The 22,852-nt window shown below is 65.0% G+C and carries 21 protein-coding genes and 1 pseudogene; 7 read left to right on the forward strand and 15 right to left on the reverse strand.

The genetic code is table 11. The annotated features are described in order from the left end of the window. Nucleotides 1–157: 157 nt before the first annotated feature. A complete protein-coding gene (locus ON44_RS37455) occupies nt 158–3,436 on the forward strand; it encodes a protein kinase domain-containing protein (RefSeq protein WP_040699340.1) in 3,279 nt (1,092 codons plus the stop codon). 333 nt (nt 3,437–3,769) lie between these two features. Beyond that, on the forward strand, nt 3,770–5,218 hold the full coding sequence (locus tag ON44_RS37460; protein ID WP_040699341.1) for an aldehyde dehydrogenase family protein: 1,449 nt from the start codon (nt 3,770–3,772) through the stop codon (nt 5,216–5,218). Nucleotides 5,219–5,298: 80 nt separating this feature from the next. Here the strand turns inward: ON44_RS37460 and ON44_RS51490 are convergent, their stop codons facing one another. Further along, nucleotides 5,299–5,541 carry a hypothetical protein gene (locus tag ON44_RS51490; RefSeq protein ID WP_040699342.1) on the reverse strand — a complete coding sequence of 81 codons (243 nt, stop codon included), beginning with the start codon at nt 5,539–5,541 and terminating at the stop codon, nt 5,299–5,301. Between the two features lie 26 nt (nt 5,542–5,567). Next, nucleotides 5,568–5,699 (reverse strand): annotated as a pseudogene (locus tag ON44_RS50965) (sulfate adenylyltransferase subunit CysD); the annotation flags it as partial. Between ON44_RS50965 and ON44_RS52185 the strand changes: the two are divergent. Both ON44_RS52185 and ON44_RS49040 read left to right on the forward strand, forming a co-directional pair. Beyond that, nucleotides 5,677–6,216 (forward strand): MFS transporter, encoded by a 540-nt coding sequence (locus tag ON44_RS52185; protein WP_051182891.1) that lies wholly within the window; start codon nt 5,677–5,679, stop codon nt 6,214–6,216. The pseudogene ON44_RS50965 and the gene ON44_RS52185 sit on opposite strands and share 23 nt — an antisense overlap. Further along, a complete protein-coding gene (locus ON44_RS49040) occupies nt 6,129–6,935 on the forward strand; it encodes an MFS transporter (RefSeq protein ID WP_218007734.1) in 807 nt (268 codons plus the stop codon). Before ON44_RS52185 ends, ON44_RS49040 begins: the two co-directional genes overlap by 88 nt. Before the next feature lie 168 nt (nt 6,936–7,103). On the opposite strand, the gene ON44_RS37475 is transcribed toward ON44_RS49040, so the two are convergent. From ON44_RS37475 to ON44_RS37505, 7 genes are all read right to left on the reverse strand, one after another. Next, on the reverse strand, nt 7,104–7,598 hold the full coding sequence (locus ON44_RS37475) for an EthD domain-containing protein (RefSeq protein WP_051182893.1): 495 nt from the start codon (nt 7,596–7,598) through the stop codon (nt 7,104–7,106). 248 nt (nt 7,599–7,846) lie between these two features. Beyond that, nucleotides 7,847–9,667, reverse strand: coding sequence for a family 2A encapsulin nanocompartment cargo protein cysteine desulfurase (locus tag ON44_RS37480; protein WP_083898391.1), 1,821 nt, complete (start codon nt 9,665–9,667; stop codon nt 7,847–7,849). Next, entirely contained in the window at nt 9,639–10,571 is a 933-nt protein-coding gene (locus tag ON44_RS37485; protein ID WP_040699372.1) for a family 2A encapsulin nanocompartment shell protein, read from the reverse strand. The genes ON44_RS37480 and ON44_RS37485 overlap by 29 nt, the downstream gene beginning before the upstream one ends. A 414-nt stretch (nt 10,572–10,985) precedes the next feature. Continuing rightward, entirely contained in the window at nt 10,986–11,951 is a 966-nt protein-coding gene (locus ON44_RS37490; RefSeq protein WP_040699344.1) for an ABC transporter substrate-binding protein, read from the reverse strand. Between the two features lie 30 nt (nt 11,952–11,981). Beyond that, nucleotides 11,982–12,755 (reverse strand): ABC transporter ATP-binding protein, encoded by a 774-nt coding sequence (locus ON44_RS37495; protein ID WP_040699346.1) that lies wholly within the window; start codon nt 12,753–12,755, stop codon nt 11,982–11,984. Between the two features lies 1 nt (nt 12,756). Continuing rightward, on the reverse strand, nt 12,757–13,530 hold the full coding sequence (locus tag ON44_RS37500) for an ABC transporter permease (protein WP_063721698.1): 774 nt from the start codon (nt 13,528–13,530) through the stop codon (nt 12,757–12,759). Continuing rightward, nucleotides 13,527–14,846, reverse strand: coding sequence for an aryl-sulfate sulfotransferase (locus ON44_RS37505; RefSeq protein ID WP_040699350.1), 1,320 nt, complete (start codon nt 14,844–14,846; stop codon nt 13,527–13,529). Before ON44_RS37505 ends, ON44_RS37500 begins: the two co-directional genes overlap by 4 nt. A 155-nt stretch (nt 14,847–15,001) precedes the next feature. On the opposite strand from ON44_RS37505, the gene ON44_RS37510 reads away from it, so the two are divergent. Continuing rightward, nucleotides 15,002–16,048 (forward strand): LacI family DNA-binding transcriptional regulator, encoded by a 1,047-nt coding sequence (locus tag ON44_RS37510; protein WP_245567498.1) that lies wholly within the window; start codon nt 15,002–15,004, stop codon nt 16,046–16,048. A gap of 204 nt (nt 16,049–16,252) precedes the next feature. Next, a complete protein-coding gene (locus ON44_RS37515; protein ID WP_245567499.1) occupies nt 16,253–17,452 on the forward strand; it encodes an LLM class flavin-dependent oxidoreductase in 1,200 nt (399 codons plus the stop codon). A 30-nt stretch (nt 17,453–17,482) separates the two neighbouring features. Here the strand turns inward: ON44_RS37515 and ON44_RS37520 are convergent, their stop codons facing one another. Then, entirely contained in the window at nt 17,483–18,514 is a 1,032-nt protein-coding gene (locus tag ON44_RS37520; protein WP_040699352.1) for an aldo/keto reductase, read from the reverse strand. A 41-nt stretch (nt 18,515–18,555) separates the two neighbouring features. Here ON44_RS37520 and ON44_RS37525 point away from each other — a divergent pair, with 41 nt between their 5' ends. Then, complete coding sequence (locus ON44_RS37525; protein ID WP_174415236.1) at nt 18,556–18,720, forward strand: hypothetical protein; 165 nt, start codon at nt 18,556–18,558, stop codon at nt 18,718–18,720. 6 nt (nt 18,721–18,726) lie between these two features. Here ON44_RS37525 and ON44_RS37530 read toward each other — a convergent pair whose 3' ends face one another. From ON44_RS37530 to ON44_RS37550, 5 genes are all read right to left on the reverse strand, one after another. Beyond that, complete coding sequence (locus ON44_RS37530; protein WP_040699356.1) at nt 18,727–19,524, reverse strand: SDR family NAD(P)-dependent oxidoreductase; 798 nt, start codon at nt 19,522–19,524, stop codon at nt 18,727–18,729. Between the two features lie 99 nt (nt 19,525–19,623). After that, complete coding sequence (locus tag ON44_RS37535) at nt 19,624–20,364, reverse strand: class I SAM-dependent DNA methyltransferase (protein ID WP_040699358.1); 741 nt, start codon at nt 20,362–20,364, stop codon at nt 19,624–19,626. Nucleotides 20,365–20,636: 272 nt separating this feature from the next. Continuing rightward, a complete protein-coding gene (gene infA / locus ON44_RS37540) occupies nt 20,637–20,870 on the reverse strand; it encodes a translation initiation factor IF-1 (RefSeq protein ID WP_040699360.1) in 234 nt (77 codons plus the stop codon). Further along, nucleotides 20,867–21,637, reverse strand: coding sequence for a GNAT family N-acetyltransferase (locus tag ON44_RS37545; RefSeq protein WP_245567500.1), 771 nt, complete (start codon nt 21,635–21,637; stop codon nt 20,867–20,869). The genes infA and ON44_RS37545 overlap by 4 nt, the downstream gene beginning before the upstream one ends. A 446-nt stretch (nt 21,638–22,083) precedes the next feature. Continuing rightward, nucleotides 22,084–22,770 carry an alpha/beta fold hydrolase gene (locus ON44_RS37550; protein WP_051182894.1) on the reverse strand — a complete coding sequence of 229 codons (687 nt, stop codon included), beginning with the start codon at nt 22,768–22,770 and terminating at the stop codon, nt 22,084–22,086. Nucleotides 22,771–22,852 lie beyond the last annotated feature (82 nt).

Consider the following 22,852-nt stretch of genomic DNA (forward strand, 5'->3'; position numbering starts at 1 on the left):
CGCGCGAGTAACCCGCGCTCGATGGCCACCGCTCAACGATGCGGTGTTACATCACGACCCGGGACTCGACCCCGTCGGCGATACGCTGAGCATTAGCGAAAGGTAAGCGCATGTTGCCTGGTGACCGACGACACGTCGGTGGGACAGTACTCGGCCGATGACCGACGACGATCTGCTGCGCACACGCCGTGAGGTGACAACGCCCGCCACGGCGGAGTTGGCTGCGGTCGGTTTCGAGGAAGCGGTAGAGATTGGCCGCGGTGGTTTCGGGGTGGTGTATCGCTGCAGGCAGGTCGCCCTGGACCGGACGGTGGCGGTGAAGGTGCTGACCGCGGAATTGGACGAAGACAATCGGGCACGGTTCGTCCGGGAGCAGCGGGCGATGGGCCGCTTGACCGGGCACCCGAATATCGTCACCGTGCTGGAGGCCGGTGCCACCGCCAGCGGACGTCCGTACCTCGTGATGCCTTATCACCGGCTGGATTCCCTGGATGTGTGGATCCGCCGACGCGGTCCGCTTCCTCTGGAGAAGGTGTTGCGGATGGGGGTGAAGATCGCCGGCGCACTGGAGCTCGCGCATGGCCTCGGCATCGTGCATCGGGACGTGAAGCCGGGAAATATCCTGCTCACCGACTTCGGCGAGCCGGCTTTGACCGATTTCGGGATTGCCCACGTCACGGGCGGATTTCGAACGGCCGAAGGCATCGTCACCGGATCACCGGCATTCACTGCCCCAGAGGTGCTGGAGGGAGACGGGCCGACGGCGGCCGCGGACGTGTACGGGCTCGGCGCGACCTTGTTCTGCGCGTTGACCGGCCATGCCGCGTTCCAGCGTCGCAGTGGTGAGAACGTGGTGACACAGTTTCTGCGGATCTCCACCCAACCGATGCCGGACCTCCGGGACAGTGGTATCCCCGACGACGTGTCGGCGTTGGTGGAAACCACGATGAGCCGCGATCCTCACGAACGCCCTTCTGCGGCGGAGCTGGGTGCGAGCATTCGACAGGCGCAGCAGCGCCACGGCTTCTCGGTCGGTGAGACGGGCCGACAGTCCGATTCGATTCTCGAGCGTCGGCACCGGGACACACCAACGAGGGGGCGGCGCCCGCTGCCGGCAGCGGGCACCACGGACAGTGGTGGCAATCTACCGCTCGAGCTGACCAGTTTTGTCGGCCGACGCACCGAGTTGTCGGCGGTAAAGAATCTGCTGTCCACGTCCCGGCTGGTCACGTTTACCGGAGTCGGGGGTGTCGGCAAGACGCGGCTGGCGCTGCGGGCCGCGTCGCAAGCGCAGCGGGATTTCGCCGACGGGGTGTGGTTGGTCGAACTGGCCGAGGTATCCGATGCCGCGCTCCTGGTCGATGTCGTGGCGGCCACCCTGGGGTTGCGGGACGAGGCGCCCGGTCGTTTGCGCGATGTTCTGGTCAAGTTTCTGGGCTCGCGGGAAATATTGCTCGTTCTGGACAACTGCGAGCACATGGTGGAAGCCGTGGCGAAGTTGAGCGAGGCGTTGCTGCGGACCTGCCCGGAGCTGCGGATTCTCGCCACCAGCCGGGAAGCGTTGAATATCGCGGGGGAGGCGGTGCTGCGGGTGGCGCCGCTGACGGTCCCGGATCAGGACCGGGAGCCGACGCTGACGGGGCTGCCCCGTTTCGACGCGGTGACGCTGTTCGCCGACCGTGCCGCAGCAGCCGTGGCGGGCTTCGAACTCGACGAGAACAACAAGGCCGCCGTCACCCGGATTTGCGCCCGGCTGGATGGGTTGCCGCTGGCGATCGAACTGGCGGCGGCTCGGATGCGCGCGATGTCACCCGAGCAGGTTCTGCAACGCCTCGATGATCGGTACGCGCTGCTCACCCGTGGCAGTCGTACCGCGCCGACCCGGCAGCAGACGCTGCGATGGTGTGTCGACTGGGGCTACGAGTTGTGTACCCCGGCCGAACAGCGGCTGTGGGCCCGGTTGTCGGTGTTCGCCGTGAGTTGCGAACTCGACGCCGTAGAACAGGTGTGCGGTATCGGCATGGCACCGCACAGTCTGCTCGATGTGCTGTCCTCCCTGGTGGACAAGTCGATTCTGATCCGGGAGGAATCGCACACCGTCGTGCGTTTCCGAATGCTCGAGACAATGCGTGACTACGGCCGGCAAAGGCTGCGGGAGTCAGGCGAAGACACCGAGCTGCGCCGACGGCACCGCGACTGGTACCAACGACTAGCGCTGGACGCCCAAGCCGGGTGGATCAGCGACCGGCAGCCCTACTGGATCGCCCGCCTCGAACGTGAGCTACCCAACCTGCGCGACGCGCTCGAATCCTGCCTTTCCGAGGACACCGATGAGGCGGCCGAAGCTGGACTGCGAACCGCCGCCGCGCTGCACGAATTCTGGGTCCTTCGCGGAATGTACGGGGAGGGCCGAACCTGGCTCGACCGCGTTCTCGCCCACCCGGGCGCGCAACCGATACCCGACCGCATCAGTGCGCTACGCGCCGCATGCGAGGTTGCCGCGCCACAGGGGGATTTCCAAGCTGCCGCCGCCCTTCTCGAGGAGGGGCGACTGCTCGCCCAACAGGCATCTACCCCCGCCATCCAAGGACAGCTCGCCTACGCTGCCGGCATCATCGCGCTCGCCAGCGGCGCAGCGGCCGACGCCTCCTCCGACCTGGAACGATCTGTCGAGCTGCTCGGCTCGAACCAGACCGGAGAGCTCTACATCAGTTCGCTGACCATCCTCGCCTGGTCATACGAACTGCGCGGCCAGATGACTCGAGCGACCGAGCATTACCGCCGATTACTTTCCATCACCGAAGTGCAGGGCGAATTGCTCTATCGTTCTGCCGCGTTGCGTGGCTTGGGCGTTTCCGCATGGCTGCAAGGCGAACGAGACCGGGCCCAACAGTTGCTCAAGGCGGCATTGCGAATCAACCGACGGCCGAATAGTCCGGTGTTCACCGCGTTCGGCCTCGAGGCGCTGGCCTGGACTACCGCCGACAAGGGCGACGCCCAGCGCGCGGCCGTGCTGATGGGGGCAGCCCAGGGAAAATGGCTGATGGATAGCAGTGTGCGGGCCGTCTTGCGGAACATGTCGCGCTTTCACGAGGAATGCGAGCGGACGACGCGTCAAACCCTCGGCACTCGCAGATTCGATGCGGCCCTCAGGCAAGGCCGGGAGCTGGGTATGGATGCCGCTATCGCATACGCGCTCGGGGAACAACCCACCGATGCGGCCCCGGCGTCGAGTGCCTCCGCGAAATTGACCAAACGTGAGCGGCAGGTCGCCGACCTCGTCGCCCAAGGGCTCAGCAACAAGCAGATCGCCGCCGAGCTGGTGATCGCGCAACGCACCGCCGAAGGTCACGTCGAACACATCCTGACCAAGCTCGGATTCAACTCCCGCGCTCAGATCGCGGCCTGGACAGCGGACCAAACCAAACAACACTGATCGGCTGATGTGGATATCCAGTCCAGCGCCCCAGGACGTGACGGTCGCTGACCCGCCCGCGAGTCCCTTCAGACCTGCCCGCGACACCCTCCACACGAAAAAACAATCAGCGGCTACCGTGCTGGACGCCGCATGGTTAAGCGCGTAACCTACTGCGCGTACAACGACCACGAGACCTTCACCTCGAGACGCAGTGCCCATCTCGAACCAACTGCCGGCGCTAAGTCCTGCGGGCGTGGGCACGCGGCCAGATTCTTCCTGTGCTTGCACAACAAAGGGTGAAGGCATCGCGCTTCTCCGTGTCGGAGCGGCTCGGCGAAAGGATGAGGAACATTGAGTAGCACGATCGACGTCGATCCTGCGGTCGAAAGCCCTGGTTCGGGGATCATCCCGGTCTTCGACCCGTCCACCGAGGAGCTGATCGCGGAGGTCGTCGATTCCGACCAGGCGACCGTCGACGCTGCGGTGGCCCGGGCACGCGAAACATTCGAGTCGGGTGTCTGGCGCAAGCTGCCCGCCGCGCACCGCGCGGAGGTGCTCTTCCGCGCTGCAGACATCATCCGGGCCCGCACCGACGAGCTCGCTGCGATCGAGGCCCGTGACAACGGCATGAACGCGGTGGCCGCGCGTCAGATCATCAAGGTGTCGCTCGAGATGCTGGTGTACTACGCCGGCTGGGTCGGCAAGATCCACGGCGAATCGAGCAATCTCGTGTCCGACGGACTACTCGGCCACTTCGAGAACTACCACACCTTCACTCAGCTCGAGCCGGTCGGCGTCGTCGGCCTCATCATTCCCTGGAACGGGCCGTTCTTCGTCGCGATGCTCAAGGTCGCGCCCGCCCTCGCGGCGGGCTGCAGCGCTGTCCTCAAGCCCGCCGAGGAGACGCCGCTCACCGCGCTGAAGCTGGAGGAGATCTTTCGTGAGGCCGGTCTGCCCGACGGCGTCCTGAATGTCATCACCGGCTACGGCGAGACCACAGGTGCGGCGCTCACCGCGCACCCGGACGTCGACAAGATCGCGTTCACCGGGTCGACGGAGGTCGGACGGCTGATCGTCAAGGCGGCCGCGGGCAACCTCAAGCGCCTGACGCTCGAGCTCGGCGGCAAGTCACCGCTGATCATGTTCGACGACGCCGATCTGGACAAGGCGATCATGGGGGCCGGCATGGGCCTGCTTGCCGGCTCGGGCCAGAACTGCTCCTGCACCTCGCGCATCTACGTTCAGCGCGGCATCTACGAACAGGTCGTCGACGGTCTCGCCGCCTTCGCCAAGATGCTGCCGATGGGCGGCAGCGATGATCCCAACTCGGTCCTCGGGCCGCTGATCAGCGAGAAGCAGCGCCAGCGCGTGGAAGGCATCGTGAACGACGGCGTGGCAGGCGGCGCGCAGGTGGTGACCGGCGGCCAGGTGATGGACCGGCGCGGCTACTTCTATGAGGCGACGATCGTCACCGGCACCACGCCCGACATGCGTCTCATCCGCGAGGAGATTTTCGGGCCGGTCGGCTCGGTGATCCCGTTCGACGACGAGGACGAGGTGATTGCCGCCGCGAACGACACGGACTACGGGCTCGCCGGCTCCATCTGGACCGAAAACCTCGGCCGCGCCCATCGCGTCGTGAACGAGCTCCGCGCCGGCCAGATCTGGGTGAACTCCGCGCTCGCGGCGGACCCCTCGATGCCGATCTGCGGCCATAAGCAGTCGGGTTGGGGCGGCGAGCGTGGCAAGAAGGGCATCGAGTCCTACTTCAACATCAAGTCGGTCTACATCGGCCACTGAGCGGTCGCCCCGGGAGGATCCGGACACCCGACCCCGTTCGGTCGAGGATCTCGGAGTGTGACGAGTTATCCGTCGACTACTCATCCTTCGTGGCCGGAATTGCTGCGCGCGATGTGCAGCATGGTTTCGCGTTGTGCACGAATGTCGTTGCTGTAGCAGTCGATGCGTGAGCCGCTGAATCTGGCGATGCATCCGTTGCAGTAGCCGCAGACGGGGTGTTCGAGGCTGTCTCCGGTGACGGCGCGGTAGAGGTAGGGATCGGCGACGAAGGCCCTGGCGGCCGACACTGCATCTGCGCCGCCGCTGGTGATGGCAGCTTCCATCGCGTCCTTGGTGCGGTCGCGGTATTCGATGACCTGGCCAAGTGCAGCATCACCACCGAATCCTTACCACCGGAGAACAGCAACACCGGCCGTTCGAAGGTAGCGGCGACTTCCCGGAATATATGTGCCGGCTGGGTGATCGCCGCCCGCGCGATCATGGGCACCGCCGCCGCGATGATCCTGCCTGCGACGCTCTCGCTGCTCGTCGCCACCTTCCCGAAACGCGAACGCGCCGTGGCCATTACGATCTGGTCCGCCACCACCGGCCTGGCCATCGCCGTCGGTCCGCTGCTCGCGGGTCGGCTGCTCACCGATCACGGTTGGGCGTCGACGTTCCTGATCAACATCCCCATCGCGCTGATCGCGATCGGCGGGGCGCTGGCGCTGGTTCCGCCGTCACGGGCCCACACGGTGCAGCGACTGGACCTTATTGGCGGTGCGCTGTCCGTGGTCGCGGTCGCGGCGCTCGTCTACATGATTATCGAAGGCCCGCGCAACGGCTGGCACGCCTCGGCGATCGTGGCAGGTCTGGTGGCGGCCGTCGCGACCGCGGCGTTCATCGCCTGCGAGTTGCGCCATCCCAACCCATGCTGGATATCCGCAAGTTCCGCAACCGTGCGTTCGCCGGTGCGAATCTGGCTGTGCTGCTGTTCTTCCTGGCCGCATTCGGATTGATCTACTACGTCACACAGCATCTCCAGTTCGTACTCGGGTTCGACGCACTCGACACCGGTATCCGGCTGCTGCCGCTGGCGGGCGCGGTCTTCGCCGGTGCGGCGATCACCGGTGTGCTGACCCCTCGCTTCGGCCTGCGGACGATGGTCGTGGCCGGCATGCTGCTCGGCATCGGGGCACTGGCCTTGCTGGTACGCGTCGACGCCGACTCCGGCTACGCGACATTCGTCGGGCCGCTGATTCTGCTCGGACTCGCCATCGGCCTCAGCGTCTCCCCGGCCACCGACACCATCATGGACGCCTTCCCCGAACGTCTGCTCGGCGTGGGCGGCGCGGTCAACGACACCTCCGTCGAGCTCGGCGGCACACTGGGTATCGCCATCCTCGGATCGCTGCTGTCGAGTTCCTACCGCTCGGAAATCGCCCCCGCCGTCACCGGTCTCCCCGCGCAAGCGGCCGACGCTGTTCAGGACTCCGTCGGCGGCGCGCTGATCGTCGCCCAGCGAGATGACGCGGCCGGGGCGCATGAACAGGCGGCGCAACTCGTGTCCGCCGCCGATGCCGCCTTCGCCCATGCCGTTTCGCACACGAGTTTCATCGCGGCGATCGTGCTTGCGGTCGGCACCGTCGCCGTCGCCGTCATCCTCCCGGCACGGCGTCGGTCGACCCCCGTCACCGCGCAGCTCGAGCTGACCGAGGACACAATCCCAGTCGGCTGACCAGCCGCTCGGCCGCGGAATCCGGCAGCGTTGGCACGCTTCTACGAGCGTGCCCACGCTGCGTTGTCGTGATCCCGCGTCTGCAGGGGCTGAACGAGTCCGCAACGTTCGAGGCTCCAGGGCCAAGCGCGTCGAGACGGTTGCGCCGAACTCACCGGACCGCGTTCGCTAGCCGAGTAGCACGTGCTCCCTGGTCAGGAAGAACGAGGACCGCGGCAGGTCGATGAAGTTTTTCTCGTCCTCGGTGAGTAGCTGGTTGGCCTGGATCCCGGCTGGTGTGGCGATAGCGGTGATCATCGCTTGTTCCGAAGGGAACCAGACTTCGACGATGCCGTCGTAGGGCTCGCCGCTGCCGCGGGCGGCGGTGAGGAGGAGGTTCTGGGCGGAATCCGCTGTGTGGCTTTGGACGTAGCGGCAGCCACCGAGCACCTTGATCTGCTCGGCGGCGAAGGGGCCGTGGTGGTTGAGCCAGTAGTCGTAGAACTGCGCGGGCGACAGGTCCGGCCTGCGTCGGATGGCGCACGTCAGCTTGATCGGATCGGATGACGGGTCCGCGGCTGCCTCGGGGAGGTGGGCGGCCAGGATGGCGGTGAGGCCCGCCGTAGTCGCGCCGACGATGAAAGCGCGCCTAGGACTTGGGCTTTCGTGCGTAATCTCGTTCAACTTCCGGCCTTCTGATCACTTGATCAATCATGATGAGACTAACAGTCGCCATGAAAATGATGCAAGAGTCATATCTGACAAAGCAGTCAGCATCGGTGATCGTGTGCACGAAGATCCAGCCGGGAATCGGCCGACCCGCATCCGTAGACCGCGAAAATGGCTGGCCAGGGGGTGCCATCACTGTCTCGGCTCGAGTCTGGGACAACTCGGCTTCGCCTCGCTACCCACCCGCGTCACGCCGCGCCGACTCACCCCTGCCCGCGAGCCAGCCGGGTGAGCTCGATGATCATCCGGTCGATTTCATCGCAGGTGTTGTAGAACGCGAAGGACGGCCGCACGGTCGCTTCCAGACCGAAGCGCCGCAGGATCGGCTGCGCGCAATGATGTCCGGCGCGCACCGCGATGCCCTTCTCGTTCAATGCCTTTCCAACCTCGAGCGGCTCGTATCCGTCCAGCACGAACGAGATTACGCTCGCCTTGTCGGCCGCGGTCCCGATCAAACGCAGACCGGGTATCGCGGTCAGGCGCGGCGTGGCGTATTCGAGCAGCCCGTGTTCGTAGCGGGAGATATTGTCCATGCCGATGCGCTCGACGTACTCGATCGCGCTGCCCAATCCGACCGCGTCCGCGATATTCCCGGTGCCCGCCTCGAATCGACCGGGCGGTGGCTGGAACAGCGAACGTTCCAGGGTGACATCGCAGATCATATTCCCGCCGCCCTGCCACGGCGGCATGTCCCGCAGTACGTCGTACTTGCCGTATACCGCACCGATTCCGGTGGGGCCGTACAGTTTATGGCCGGAGAAGACGAAGAAGTCGGCGTCGATCGACTGGACGTCGATCTTGGTGTGCGGCACCGATTGTGCGCCGTCGATCAGCGCCAGCGCGCCCGCTCGATGTGCCTGCGCCACGATCTCGCGCACCGGGGTGATGGTGCCGAGCGCATTGGAGACATGCGCCACGGAGACGAGTTTCGTACGGTCCGACAACATCCGGGTGTACTCGTCCATCCGCAGTTGGCCGTAGTCATCGGTCGGGATGACCTTCAGCTGTGCACCCGTTTCCGCGACGAGCATCTGCCACGGCACGATATTGGCGTGATGTTCGAGGTGGGAGATGAGGATCTCGTCGCCTTCGCGAATGTTCTTGCGGCCCCAGGTCTGTGCGATCAGGTTGATGCCCTCGGTGGTGCCGCGCACGAAGATGATCTCCTCCGCGGCCGACGCACCGAGGAAGCGTGCCACCGTCTCGCGGGCACGCTCATAGGCATCGGTCGAAAGGGCGGCCAGGTGGTGTGCGGCCCGATGGATATTCGAATTCTCGTGTTCGTAGAAGTAGGCGATGCGCTCGATGACCGATCGCGGCTTCTGCGTCGTAGCCGCATTGTCGAACCACACCAGGGGATGGCCGTTCACCCGTTCCCGCAGGATCGGGAAGTCATTGCGCACGGCGTGCACGTCGAAGGGCGGATGCCGATCGGGCTGGCGCCGATTCGCGGCCTCGAGGAAATAGAACTGCGAATTCGGCTGCGCGTCAGGAGATTCCGGGCGGTCGAGGAAGTAGAAGGTCGGAGTTCCCGCGGTGGCGGCGTCCAGGACACGTGGTGGGGACAGCAGGCCGTCCATCGATGGCAGTGCCACCAGGAACGGATCCGCGTAGACGTCGGCATTGCGCGCCGCGGAGGTCGGCGGTGGACCGGCCGGCGTGGACATCGGGACGTCCGATCCCCACGTGGGAACCTCGACATCCGGCGTCGGTCCACCGGGCGGCACCGCACCCTGGGGCACCGAACCGTATTGCGACCCGACACCCTGTTGTGCGCGCGCCGTCGGTAGATCCAGCGCGGGCGTGAACGTATTGGGAAGCGACACCGGCGGACTCGGCTGCGCGACACCGAGCGAGGCGATACCCGGCGACGTTGGCAAGGCCGAAAAGAACTCGCCCGCCAATCGATTCAGCGTCGCCTCGTCGGGCAGCAGCCAATTCGACGCTGCCGCACCGTCGGTCGTCGGATCGTTCGGGGTCGGGGGAGTCGAACCGTCACTTCCGGTAGGTCGGTGCGTAGTCATGGAACTTGTCCACCTCGGCTCCCTCGAGCAGTGCCACCGCATCATCGGTCAGGATCGCCAGCGAGCAGTACAGCGACACCAGATACGACGCGATCGCGCTGCGGTCGATACCCATGAACTTCACCGAAAGCCCCATACCCTGCTCCCCGGCCAGGCCGGGTTGGTACAGGCCGACCACGCCCTGCCGGGATTCGCCGGTCCGGATCAGCAAGAACTTCGTCTTGCCCTTCTCCAGTGGAATCTTGTCCGACGGAATGATCGGAATCCCGCGCCAGGTCACGAACTGGGAACCGAAGAGGCTGACGGTGGGCGGCGGCACCCCGCGCCGGGTGCATTCCCGGCCGAAGGCCGCGATCCCCTCGGGATGGGTGAGGAAGAAGCCGGGTTCCTTCCACACGCGCGCGAGCAGGTTGTCCAGATCGTCCGGCGTCGGCGGTCCGGCGATTGTCGAAATCGTCTGCTTGGATGCGGTGTTCGCGATCAGACCGTAGTCCGGGCTGTTGATCAGCTCGCCCTCTTGGTGCTCTTTGATCGCTTCGATGGTGAGCCGCAACTGCTGAGCAATCTGATCGTGCGGACTCGAGTACAGATCCGAGACCCGGGTGTGCACATCGAGGATGGTGTGCACGGCCTTGAGCCGGTACTCCCTCGGCTGCTTCTCATAGTCGATGAAGGTCTCCGGCAGCGGCGACTCGTCGAAGTTGTCGCACTTGATATCCACGGTGTCTTCGTGGGTAACCCGGTTGCGACGGTAGATGCCCGCTTCGACCGGCACCCAGTTGAGCAGATGAACCAGCCACCGTGGGGTGATGGATTCCATCTGCGGGACGGTCTTGGTCGCATTCGCGAGTGTCCGTGCGGCCTCGTCGCCCAGCGCTACTGGTTGCGGAACAGCCTTCGTCATCGGCATCACCTTCGTGTCGGCAAATCGACCGTTACCACCGCGGGTCATGCTAGTCCGTGAGCCTGCGGTTGCCTGGATGTGAGCGTCATCGATCGGGCTGTGTCCCTGGTCAAGCGACCAAACCTCGATGTTCAGAGGACGGTCAGTGTGCCTGCCGGGCCGGCGATGGTTGCGAGAATAGTCGGCTCGGTGCCCGGTCGCACTTCGAGATCGGCCGACAACGCTGCTGGTTCGGCCGAAGTGGACTGCGCCCGAAGCCTTTTTGGTCAGCTCTCACCAGCGTTGTCTGCGGAATCCGCCTTCGGAGTCGATGACTTGTCCGACGATCCAACGGCCTTCGTCCGATACCAACCAGGTGATCAAACGTGCTGGCGTCGGCGTCCACTGTGCCTCGTGCACAGTGGACCTGACCCGCTAGCCGACGTGCGGCAGGAAGGTGGTCACGAGCAGGGAATCGTAGTTCGGCAACTGGGTCGACTGGTCGATCTTGCCCTGGGCCTTGGCCCACGTGCCGAGGCTCGTGAGGTTGGCGGCGAGCTCGGGCCGCAGCTGAATCGTGTAGTCGAATTCGGGCAGGATCTTCTGGAGTAGGTCGGGTGCGAGCTGGGTGGCGGCGGCGATGGCGGAGATCGCGCTGTCGGCGTGCGTCGACAGTGCTGTGCTCGCCTCGTTCAGCGCTGCGAAGAGTGCGCTGAGTGAAGCCGATTTCTGGGCTACCACGGTATCGGACGCCAGGTAGAGGCTGTGCTGGTTGTAGCTGCCGCCCGGGAGTTGGACGGCGTCGTCGCCGAGGGCGGCGATCACCTGCGCCTGATAGGGCTGGAAGATGGAGACGGCGTCGACGTTGTGCTGGGTGGCGGCTGTGAGCGTCGCCTGCGGAGCCACCTGTACCAGATCGGCTTCGATTCCCTTGTCGGAGAGCGCTTTCGCGGCGAAGTACGCCGCACTGGTGCCGAGCGGTGTGCCGATCGATCGTCCGGCGAGGCTTTCGAGCGAGGTGATTCCGGCGCTGCGCCGGGCCACGATTCGTGATCCCTGCCAACGCGACCCGTCGGCGACGACGCGCAGCGACGGAGATCGTGTCAGGGTGGCGGCAGCTGGGACATCGGCGGCGGTCGCGACGTCGACCTGGTGCGCGGCGAGCGCCTGTAGCGCTTCTACCCCTGAGGGGAAGTTCACGACTTTGACGTGCACGCCGTGCTTTTCGAACAATCCGTCCTGCTGGGCTACGGGTATCTGTGCCCAGGACGGATCGACGACGAACGCGACCGTGAGGGTGTTGGCATCGGACCCGTCGGAGGTGGCGCACGCGGCGAGCGTAGTGGCTATCGCGGTGACTGTCAGGACTGCCGTGAGCAGCCGGTTCGTGAGTGTTTTCATGGGGTCTCTATTCGTGTCGCGGGTAGGGATTCAGCTGTCCAGCAGCTGTCGATCGTCGTGCTCGACGCCGAGTTCGTGATGCAGAGTGCGGCGGAGCTCGCTGTAGCCGGGTTGGTCGGCGAGCGTATCGGCGGGGCGTGGGCGGGTCAGCGGGTTGGTGATGTGCCGGGTAATCTGCCCGTCCCTGAGCACGCTGATGGTGTCCGACAGTCGAATTGCTTCGTCGACATCGTGGGTGACGAAGATGACCGTACGGTTCAACCGCGTCCACAGATCGATGAGCAGGTCCTGCATGCGCAGGCGCGTCAACGCGTCGAGTGCCGCGAACGGTTCGTCCATCAGCATGACGGTGGGCTCGCCGCCGAGCATGCGCGCGATGCCGACGCGTTGGCGCATGCCGCCCGAGAGCTGGCTCGGGCGTTGTTTGCCCACCTCGCCGGACAGTCCGACTAGGTCGAGAAGTTCGTCGATGCGCGCACGCCGCTGTTTGCGCGGAAGACGATGTGCGCGCAGGGCGTAGCCGATGTTGTCGGAAACGCTCATCCACGGAAACAGCACGTCGCGCTGGAAGGCCACGCCGCGGCGCGGGTCCGGAGCCGTCACCGGTTCGTCGTTGTCGATCACGGTGCCGGAGGTCGGCGTGATGAGCCCGGCGAGACAGTGCAGCAAAGTCGATTTGCCGCTGCCGGACGCGCCGACCAATACGGTGAACGAGCCGTCGGGCACACTCAGCGTGATGTTGCGCAGTGCGGGGGCGGACTTGTTCGGGAATTGAACGACGAGATCCTGTGTCACGATGGTCATTTCAGTGCTCCTCGTGTGCCCATCGCGTGGCCGGTGCGGAAATCGAGGCAATCGCCAGATCGCATGCCGCCCCGATCACTCCGAGCACTATCAGGCAGAAGATCAGCCGATCGGCCTGCGAGAATAATTGGGCTTGGTAGATGCGGTAGCCGATTCCCGCTGTGGTGCCGGTCATTTCGGCGACGACGATCAGTACGAAAGCCATCGCCGTGCCGACCCGGAGACCGGAAACCACATCGGGCGCCGCCTCGGGCAGGACGATCCGAGTCATGGTTTGCCAGCGGCGCGCGCCGAGGCAGCGTGAAGCCTGCAGGTAATCGGCCGGGGTGCTCGCGAATCCGGTGTGACTGTTGATCCACACCGGGACGAAAACTCCGAGGGCGATGACCAAGGTCTTGCTGCTCTCGCCGATCCCGAACCACAGAATCGCCAGCGGTACGATGCCGATAGTTGGAATGGGAGATAGCAACCTGAGCACGGGTTGCAGAATCCTGCGCCCCAGCCAAGTGCTCGCGGTGACGATCGCCGCCGAGATGCCGGCGATTGCACCCGAGACGAATCCGAGTAGCGCCCGTTGCAGGCTGGCCGCGATATCCGGTATCAGCAGCCCTCGAGTCCACAGGCTGTGCCCGGCCCGAATGATCTGCGGCACAGTCGGAAACAGTGCGCTGGGGAAGCGTCCGGTCGCGACGACGAGACTCCACAGCAGGCTTGCCAGGGCAAGGCCGCCGACGATTCCCCCGATCGCTGCCCAGCGTTTGTTCGACGTCTTCATGGCGCAGTCCGCCGGTCGACGGGTTCGGGCGCCGACTGCGGAGCCCCGATGGGCACCCACTCGAACGGAACCGCCTGTGCGCGATAGATGAGCGAGGTCCGGCTGAGGCGATCGACGCCCGGTATCCGAGGTTCGCGCACTTCCGGTTCCCCGGCGACTCCGTAGCCTTCGTAGGGGGTCTGGTACTCCCAGACCACCTGGCCGTCCGGAGTCACCTGGAACAGACGGCCGTTCATGCCCTCGGTGATGAGGGTGTTGCCATTGGGCAGGCGTTGGGCGTTGCTCACGAAGGAGCTGAAGAACGTCCACGACGGCTGTCCGGAGTCCTCGGCCGTGTACTGCCATACGATCTGCTCGGTCGCCGGGTCGATCTCCAGGACGCGTGATCCCGCGTAAATCCCCAGTGCCGCGGGCGGATAGCCGGCCCCGCCCTGATTGTCGAAGACCAGAATATTGCCCGCGCCGGGGAGCCCGTCGGCGATGAAGTGCGGATTGTGCTGTCCGGAGATCTGATCGAGTGGGCGCGGCACTTTGTGCGCGTTGATCCGCTGATGTTGCGCCCCGGGCTCGGCCGCGATATACGGACCCAGTTTCCAAACAATGGCTTGGGTGGTCTTGTCGATCAGCGCGATCACATTCGCCTTGCGCAGGCTGATGAGGATGTTGTCGGGATGGAATACGCCGCGCGGGTCCGCACGGTGCCACCGGTTCGGTCCCAGCGTCTTGGCGCTGTTCATCTCCAGATAGCCCCATGGATCATTCGGATCACGGGATACGGTGTCCTGCAATGCTTTCCATCCGTCCTCGGAAAAGCCGAGTTCGTCGAGGTGATCGCCCGCCCGCCACTCCCACACGATCTGGCCGTCGGGCGTGACCTCATACAGTCCCTGGTCGCCGATGATCTCGTCGCCCAGGCCGGGCACGATGCGCGGGATGGTGACCAGTAGCAGGCGGTTCCCGTTCGGCAGAAGTTCCCAGTCGTGGTTTTGCCGCGCGGCCCCGCCGGGGGCCTGCTCACCCCATTCCCATACCCGCTCTCCCGTCCAAGTCAGTTGCCCCACAGTGCCATTCGCGTAGATACCGCCCCTGGTGTCACCGCTGGGCGCGAGTTGTACACCGACATCGCCCAGCCGATCACCGGTGAGCGCTGGATCGATGATGCGTGGCGGCACACCCGCGAACGGCCACTCGTGGACGACCGCACCGTTCAGATCGATGAGGTGGGTGATCGAATCCGATCCGGTGTAGAGGACATAGCTGTTGTGTGCCAGATCGGGGTCGTAATAGGTGACGCCAGTGAGCCGAACGAATGCCATGCCAATTACTCCACCAGTCGGTTGTTAAGTGCGTGAATCGCGAGCGTTACCATTCTAATCGATTTGCGTGAGCTTTCCGGCGGCCGTACCGTGTGAGAATCAGGACGATTAAAACCATGTCCGACCTGCATAATGCCGACCAGAATGGGCCAGTTGTGACTGTCAAGCGTGTGACCCTCGCCGACGTGGCGCGGCGAGCGGGGACTTCCACCGCTGTCGTCAGTTATGTCCTCAACGACGGCCCGCGACCGGTATCCGAGGCATTGCGCGCACGCGTGCTCGAGGCGCTGGATGACCTCGACTATCGCCCGGACCGCATCGCCCGCGCATTGCGGCGGCCGAGCCGATGGCGGCAGATCGGACTGCTGATCCCCGATGTGACGCTACCGCTGTTCGGCGCACTGGTCGGGCATATCGAGGTCGAGGCGCGGCTGCGTGACCATCTGACACTGATCGGCAACACCGGATACGACCCGGAGCGGGAGCTCGAATTCGTCGGCGCCTTCGCCGACTCGGGTATCGACGGCCTGATCGTCGTTGGCGGCGCCAATGGCGCCGCAACCGCGAAACTCTGTGCCCAGAATCGGATTCCGATCGTCTGGGTGCACAACAACAGGGATTATGTCGACGCGCCCGTCATCGGCGCCGACCATCTCGAGGCCGGCGCACTGGCCACCCGTCACCTCACAACCGCGCACCACCGCGACGACATCGTATTCGTCGGCGGATTCACCAGCGAAGACGTTCAGCACGGTGACCGCGAAACCGTTGCGCAACGCTATGCGGGCTATGCCTCCGTCGTGGGCACCGAGACCGCACGCCAGATCCGCACCGACCTCACCCCGGCGGGGGCGTACCACGCGGTGCGCCGGTACCTGGCCGAGAACCCGACGCCCGGCGGTGTGGTGGTCGGCACCTACGGACAGGCCGCCGCGGCGCTGCGTGCCATCACCGACACGGGAGCGCGTATCCCCCAGGACATTTCGGTCGTCGGCTTCGACGGCGACCGTACCAACACCTACGCGCAACTGGTCCTCACCACAGTGCGGCAACCCATCGACACAATCGCCCGCACGGCCCTCAACGCAGTGCTGAGTTCATACAGCACTCCCGAGACCGACGAGAGCCCCGTGGCCATCGATATCCAGCTCGATCTCGGAGAAACGTGCGGCTGCCGACCGCCAATGCCCTTGGCGCAGTAGTCTTCCGGAGCTGTCAGGGGCTCCGGGCCGAGTGAGATGCCTCGGCCGGCCGGCCGGGGCAGCGGCGCTGGTGGTTCTGGAATCTGGACGAATTTATCTCCGATCGCATCGAAATATCCCAGTTCAGAGCCTGTTCTTGTGCTGTATGACGCACGTCGTGAACGGCTTTCGTCGACAGCCGGGGGCAATAATCGCGATGTCCGAATGATGATCATCGTCTGTCGAGTGATCCGCATTCTCGGCGCGGAATACGGAAGGGACGCAATGACAGTGGCGAATGCGGTGGGCGGCCCGGCTGTGGCAGCCGCGGACGGCCTCGCACCGAATAGAAAGCAACCCGCGAGCCTGGAGTTCCTCTGGTACATCCCCAATCAGGTGACGCCGGGACACCGTGGCGACGCCGTCACGGTCGACCACAATAGCTTGGAAACCCTGAGCGCCCAGGCGAAGGCCCTCGAGGACCACGGCTGGAAGGGGGCATTGATCGGCACCGGTTGGGGCCGCCCGGACACGGTCACCGTCGCCACCGCCCTTGCCGCCAGGACGACGGCATTCGAGCCACTCATCGCGATCCGCCCCGGCTACTGGCGACCTGCGCATTTCGCGTCCGCCGCGGCGAGTCTGGATCATCTGTCCGGTGGTCGGGTCCGGGTCAATATCGTGTCCGGGAAGGACAACCTCGGAGCGTACGGTGAGACCGAAAGCGATCAGGCGCACCGTTATTCGCGGACCAAGGAGTTCATTCAGCTCGTCCGCAAGCTGTGGACCGAGGAGAACGTCACCTACCATGGTGAGCACTACCAGGTGACCGATTCCACTGTGGCGCCGCGGATTACGCCACGCGGAGACCGGCTCCACCCGACGCTCTATTTCGGCGGCGCGTCCGAAGCCGCCGAGCGGGTTGCGGCGACCGAGGCCGACGTCCAGCTGTTCTGGGGTGAGCCGCTCGAGGGTGTGCGAGAACGGATCGAGCGCTTACGGTCGCTGAGCGAGGAACTCGGTCGTGAGCACGCGCCACTGGAGTTCGGTCTGCGGATCACCACGTTCGTTCGGGACACAACCGAGCAAGCCTGGGCCGAGGCGGAGGCGAAGGTGGCGGAGATGGCGAAGAATCAGGGTGCGCCACCGCAGAACCCGCACCGCGAGACCGCCGTTGGACAGCAGCGACTGCTCGACCTGGCCGCCCGCGGCGACGTACTCGACGACAACCTGTACACCGCACCCGGCAAATTCGGTGGCGGTGGCGCGGGCACCACCTGGCTCGTCGGCTCTCCCGATGATGTCGCCGAGTCGCTGCGCAAATACCGCGACCTCGGCATAACCCACTTCGTCCTGTCCGACACCCCGTACCTGCCGGAGATCGAGCGTCAGGGCAATCAGCTGCTGCCCTTGCTGCGAGAATGAGCGCGCGGGCAGCATCCGACTACTCGGCCCTCAGAGCCTGAGACCGGTTCCGTGCACACCGTGCTCCTCGATGAGTGCGAGTTCTTCGTCGGTGAGTGCCGGGAAGTCCAGTGCCGCGATGTTGTGGTCGAGTTGTTCGGTGGAACTCGCACCGATCAGCGCCGAGGTGACCTCCGGTCGTCGCAGCACCCATTGCAATGCCAGTTGGGCGAGTGACTGGCCGCGGGCCGCGGCAATCTTGTTGAGCTCGGATGTGCGCTGCCGGTAAGTCTCATCGATCACATCCGGCGACAGGAAGGTGCTGTTCTGCGCCCGTGCGCCCGCGGGAATCGTCTCGAGGTATTTGTCGGTCAGCAGGCCCTGGGCGAGAGGTGAGTAGACGATCAGGCCGAAGCCATCCTGGCGCGCGGTGTCGAGGAGTCCGTTCTGTTCTGGTCCTCGGTCGTAGATCGAGTAGCGGGCCTGGTGAATGAGCAGTGGGACACCCGCCTGCCGCAGCAGTTCGACAGCTTCATGGGTCCGATCGGGTAGGTAGTTGGAGATACCGATGTAAAGCGCCTTGCCCTGCTCGACTGCGCTGACCAGTGCACCGACCGACTCCTCCAACGGTGTACTGAGGTCGGGACGGTGATGGTAGAAGATATCGACGTAATCGGTGCCGAGGTCGCGCAGACTGTGCTCGAGCGAGGTGAGGATCGACTTGCGTGACCCGCCCCTGAGGTAGGGGCTCGGACCGATCGGGTTACCCGCCTTGGTCGACAGGATGAGCTCGTCACGGTAGGGGGCGAGGTCCTTGGCGAGCACCGCGCCGAAAGTCTTCTGGGCGGCGCGGTGCGGGGGTCCGTAGCGGTCGGCGTTGTCGAAGTGCGTGATGCCCAGATCGAACGCGTGCAGGATGATCTCGCGCTGGGTCGCGAACGCGTAGTCGGAACCGAACTTCTGCCACAGGCCGAACGAGAAGGCGGGGAGATCGAGGCCCGAGTTGCCGCTGCGGCGGTAAGGGACGTTCTCGTAGCGGTCCGCCGCGGCGGCGTAAGTCAGATCGAAGGGGCTGGAGGTCATCGGTGTTGTTTCTTCCGTTCGGATCGTTGGTTCGGTGGGCAGTGCTCAGAACAGGCCGGTACCGCGCGGCCGAGGTCGCTCTCACCACCGACGTGCTCGACCGCATCGATGAGATCGTTCCGCCCGGAGCGGTTTTCGCTGAGCGCGACACCGGCAGCGTTTCGGATGCCATCGCCGATCCGGCGCTGCGCAGGAGGGTTACGTGATACTGCTCAGTAATAGACCGGCCCGGGTACGCCGCCGCCCACCGCGATAGCGTCGCCGGTGATGGCGATGCTGCGTGGTGATGCGAGAAAGGTGACCACGTCGGCGACCTCTCGAGCGTCGATGACCCGGCGCACCGAATTTCTGGTGAGTCCGGCTTCGAGTTCGGCGACCGTACTACCGGATTCCTCGGCTTGCGTAGTCAAACGGTCGGTGAGGCGTTCGGTTCTGGTCAGGCCCGGGTGCACGACCGTCACATTGACACCCTTCGGGCCGAGTTCGTCCGCCAGGTTCTTGGTCAATGCGGATACGCTGACGTTGCGAATGGTCTGGGCGATGGAATTCGCCTGTCGCGCACCGAGTCCACTGATATTGATGATCCGGCCCCAGCCTTGTGCGACGAAGTGCGGTGCGACCGCACGCGCGGTGCGCAGATAACCGAGCACTTTGATCTCGATCTCACGACGAACGATATCGTCGGTCGTCGCGGTCAGATCGGTGGGGGATCCGGCGCTCCACGGCGTCGCGGCGGAATTCACCAGGATGTCGACACCACCCAATTCGGCGACTGTGCGCTCGACGAGTTGTCGGACCTGATCGTCGTCGCCCGTATCGGTAGGTATCGCGATTACTCGTCGGCCGGTCTCATCGGCCAATGTCCGCGCGGCGGCCTCGAGTCGTTCGGTTGAGCGCGCCGCGATCACCACATCCACGCCTTCGGCCGCGAGTCCACGAGCAATGGCCAGCCCGATGCCTCGGCTGCCGCCGGTCACGATCGCGCGCTTTCCGTCCAGGTTCAGATCCACCCGGCCGACGCTAACAACCTCGGTGGCATTGGTGACCGATCCGGCTCGGTTTGATTCGAATTCCGCGCAATCGTGGTGCGAGCAGCGCCGGATGCGTGATCAGATATCGGGTTTCTCCCAGATCGAGACGTGCTGACCACACTCGCTTGTGAAGGCCTCCCGCGCCCACCCACCCCATCGCTCGCGCAGCCGCAGGCCGGCGAGCTGGGCCATCAGGTCGAGTTCCGCGGGCCACACGTACCGGAACGGGATGGATCTGTGCTCCCCACGCCCGTGGACAACCTCGACGTAGTTCGAGGTCAGCGACTGGGTTGCGAGATCGTAGGTGTCGAAGGCCCACCGCGTCGAGCTCACGTGGGACGGCACGACATGCTGTCCCGCCGGGAGCCTTCGCAGCTCGGGGGTCATGACCTCGATGACGAAACACCCTCCCGGTTCGAGGTGTGCGGCAACGTTGCGGAAGCAGTCGACCTGCGTCTCCTGCGTCGTCAGATTCATGATCGTGTTGAAGACCAGGTATGTGACCGAGAACGTGCCGTCCACCCGGGTTGTCGCGAAATCCCCGATCGTCACGCCGATGGCATCGCCGCCGAGTTTGGCCCGTAACCGGGCAACCATCGCTCGGGACAGATCGATGCCGTGAACCGGGACGCCGCGAGCGGCCAGTGGCAGTGCGATACGTCCCGTCCCGATGCCCAGTTCCAGCGCCCGGCCACCACCGGCCAGCCCGGCGAGAACCTCGACCGCGGCGTCGACCACATTCGGTTCGAACCGATCCGCCGCCGACTCGTCGTACTCGGCCGCGACACGCTCCCCGAAGAAGCCGTCCCCATCGCCCATCGCCGCACCGTACTGCGCCGAATTGATACGGTGCCAACGAATTTCGCGGCGTGAGACGTCTGCGATCTCCGGAATCGGTTGGTGTCGGGGAAAATAACGTCATCGACAAGCGTGTCTCTTCTGCTCGGCGTATCTGCCGAACGTGCGCTCGTGCCGATGAGGGGTGTGCCGGGCCATGTCGGCGGCCGACGCGGTATCGGAGGCCGGATGCAAACCGGCCGCCGATACCGTCTTCGTCGGGACGTAGCCGACTCGGCGGTGTCCCGGGCCGGCTACGTCCTGTACCGGAACACGATCCGGCCGCGAGTGAGGTCGTAGGGGCTCAGCTCCACCAGCACTCGATCATGCAGCATGATCTTGATGTAGTTCTTGCGTATCTTCCCGCTGATATGAGCCAGCACCTTGTGCCCGCTCGGAAGCTCTACCGTGAAGGTGGCGTTGCGGAGGCATTCGATGACGGTGCCCTCTATTTCGATACCCCTTCTGCTCTTCGTCGCATCTGTCATCGCAGTACCAACTCGAGGTTGCTGCTTGCGCGTCGGGCTCCGATGCCCTCGAACAGTGCCGTGGCCGCTGTGTTGGATTCGTCGACTTCGGTTGATGCCGTGTCGATCCCGTGGTGGTGCAATGCGCCCAGCGTGTGGGCCAGCAGCGCCCGCGCGATACCGCGGCGACGCTGATCGGCCCGGACTGCGATCAGCCCGATCCTCGCCCAGCCACGGCGCTGCATCACCCGGACCAGTCCCACGTATCGATCAGGCTGTGCTGCCACCACATACTTCGACAAATCCAGCGGGGTGTTTCCGCTCGGGCGGGGCAACACCTCCGCCGGCATCTGCTGCCATCCGACGGCAGCCCCGACCTCGAGGCGTATCGCGCGGTCCAATGCGCGCAGCGGACCCTGCTCCGCGTCACCGCCGGCCACGATCGTGGTACCCGGTGGCGCGGGCGCAGCGCCGAGTCCGGTGACCCGCGGGTCGGTGCGCACGAGGTATTCCCACTCACGGCGCCCGGTCGTGAAACCGACTCGCTCCCAGCTGGATGTCAGGCCCACGTCGGTCTCATCGACGACCGTGTACAGCGGGATCGGAAGGTCCGTCAGCATCGCGTGGGCGAGCTGGTCGAAGACCGCGTCGTGCCAGGAGTCGACGCTGAGGAAGATCCGCCCGTCGGGGCGCCGCGAAGCGTCGCCTCGGCCGACCACCCGGTCGTTGTCCAGCGCGTGCCACTGCGTCTGCGCGACCCGCGTGACTACTACGGTTGGCTCGCCCATACCCGCAGTTGAATGCTCAGAATTCATTGGTTGTCGCCTTTCGGGATTGCCTTGTCTCCCAGGCGCTCCCGGCGACGTCTACATCGTTCGCCCAACCGTGATGACGAGAGGGAGCTCCCACATCGATACAGCCTGCATGGGTCTCACCTCCTCGCGTTATGTCACGGTCTCGCCGAGGCTATCAGTCCGAACATCTTCCCGACCAACCATTTTCCCGCGGACCAACTGCGCAGGCCACCAGTGCACTCTTCTGCCGCTTCCGCGCGGTTCGAAGCGGCCAGGCCAATTACCCCGCATGGAAGGACTCGCCATGACCAGTTCCCCCGCAGACCTCATGCGACGCAACCTTCTCGACGTCTTCAACGAACCCGACCCGGCTCGCCGTGCTGCAGCCATCGCCGAGACCTATGTCTTCGACGGCATCTGACAGGATCGCCCGCGATGGTTCAGTCCTGGGACTTGAATTCCTCGACGATCTTGGTGAGTGATGCCGGATCCTCGAGCATCGGGAGGTGGCCCGTGAGCATCTCGCGGTGGAACTTCGAACCCAGCTCGGCGGCGTGCTTCTGTTGTTCTGCGGCGAGGATCACGCGGTCCGAGGTTGTCACGACATATCCGCTTCGGGCCGGCAAGGTGCGGGACGACACGCGATCTCGATAGAGGCGATGTGACTCCGGCGCGAACTCCTCGACGATGCGCGCGGTATCGGCGTCGCCGAGCCCGGAGCACAATCCAGAACGAATTGCCTTTTCGGGAGGCTTGGTTCCGGCGAATCGCATGATGAGGCCCATGACAAGTCGTTGCGGTAGCGGCATCGCGTCGAGGTATGAGGTTCCGGCTGGCGGCACGGATACTGCGATGCCGAGCAGTCCGTCGATGCGCTCAGGCGCGTTCGCCGCGATCTCACTTGCCACGACCCCGCCGATCGAGTGAGCCACGATCGTGAATACCGGGCCGGGTGCCTGCGCCAAGGCAGCATCGACGTAGTCGCGCAAGGTCGCGTCGGCCTGTCGTGGGGAGGTCGCGACGACCGATTCGACAGGTAGCGAATCTCGAACGTCATCCCAGATCCAGGCGGGAAGTCCGGCACCACTGAGGAATAGGATAGGCGTGGTCTGCGGGGTCATGATCATATGCGCTCCTTGGCGGCTGCGGGGTGCGTTCGCAACAGTAGCCAGAGGGGCCGACAACGCCCTATCGCTCTCGACGGCATAT

This window comes from Nocardia vinacea NBRC 16497, assembly GCF_000308835.1.
Classification (GTDB): Bacteria; Actinomycetota; Actinomycetes; order Mycobacteriales; family Mycobacteriaceae; genus Nocardia; species Nocardia vinacea.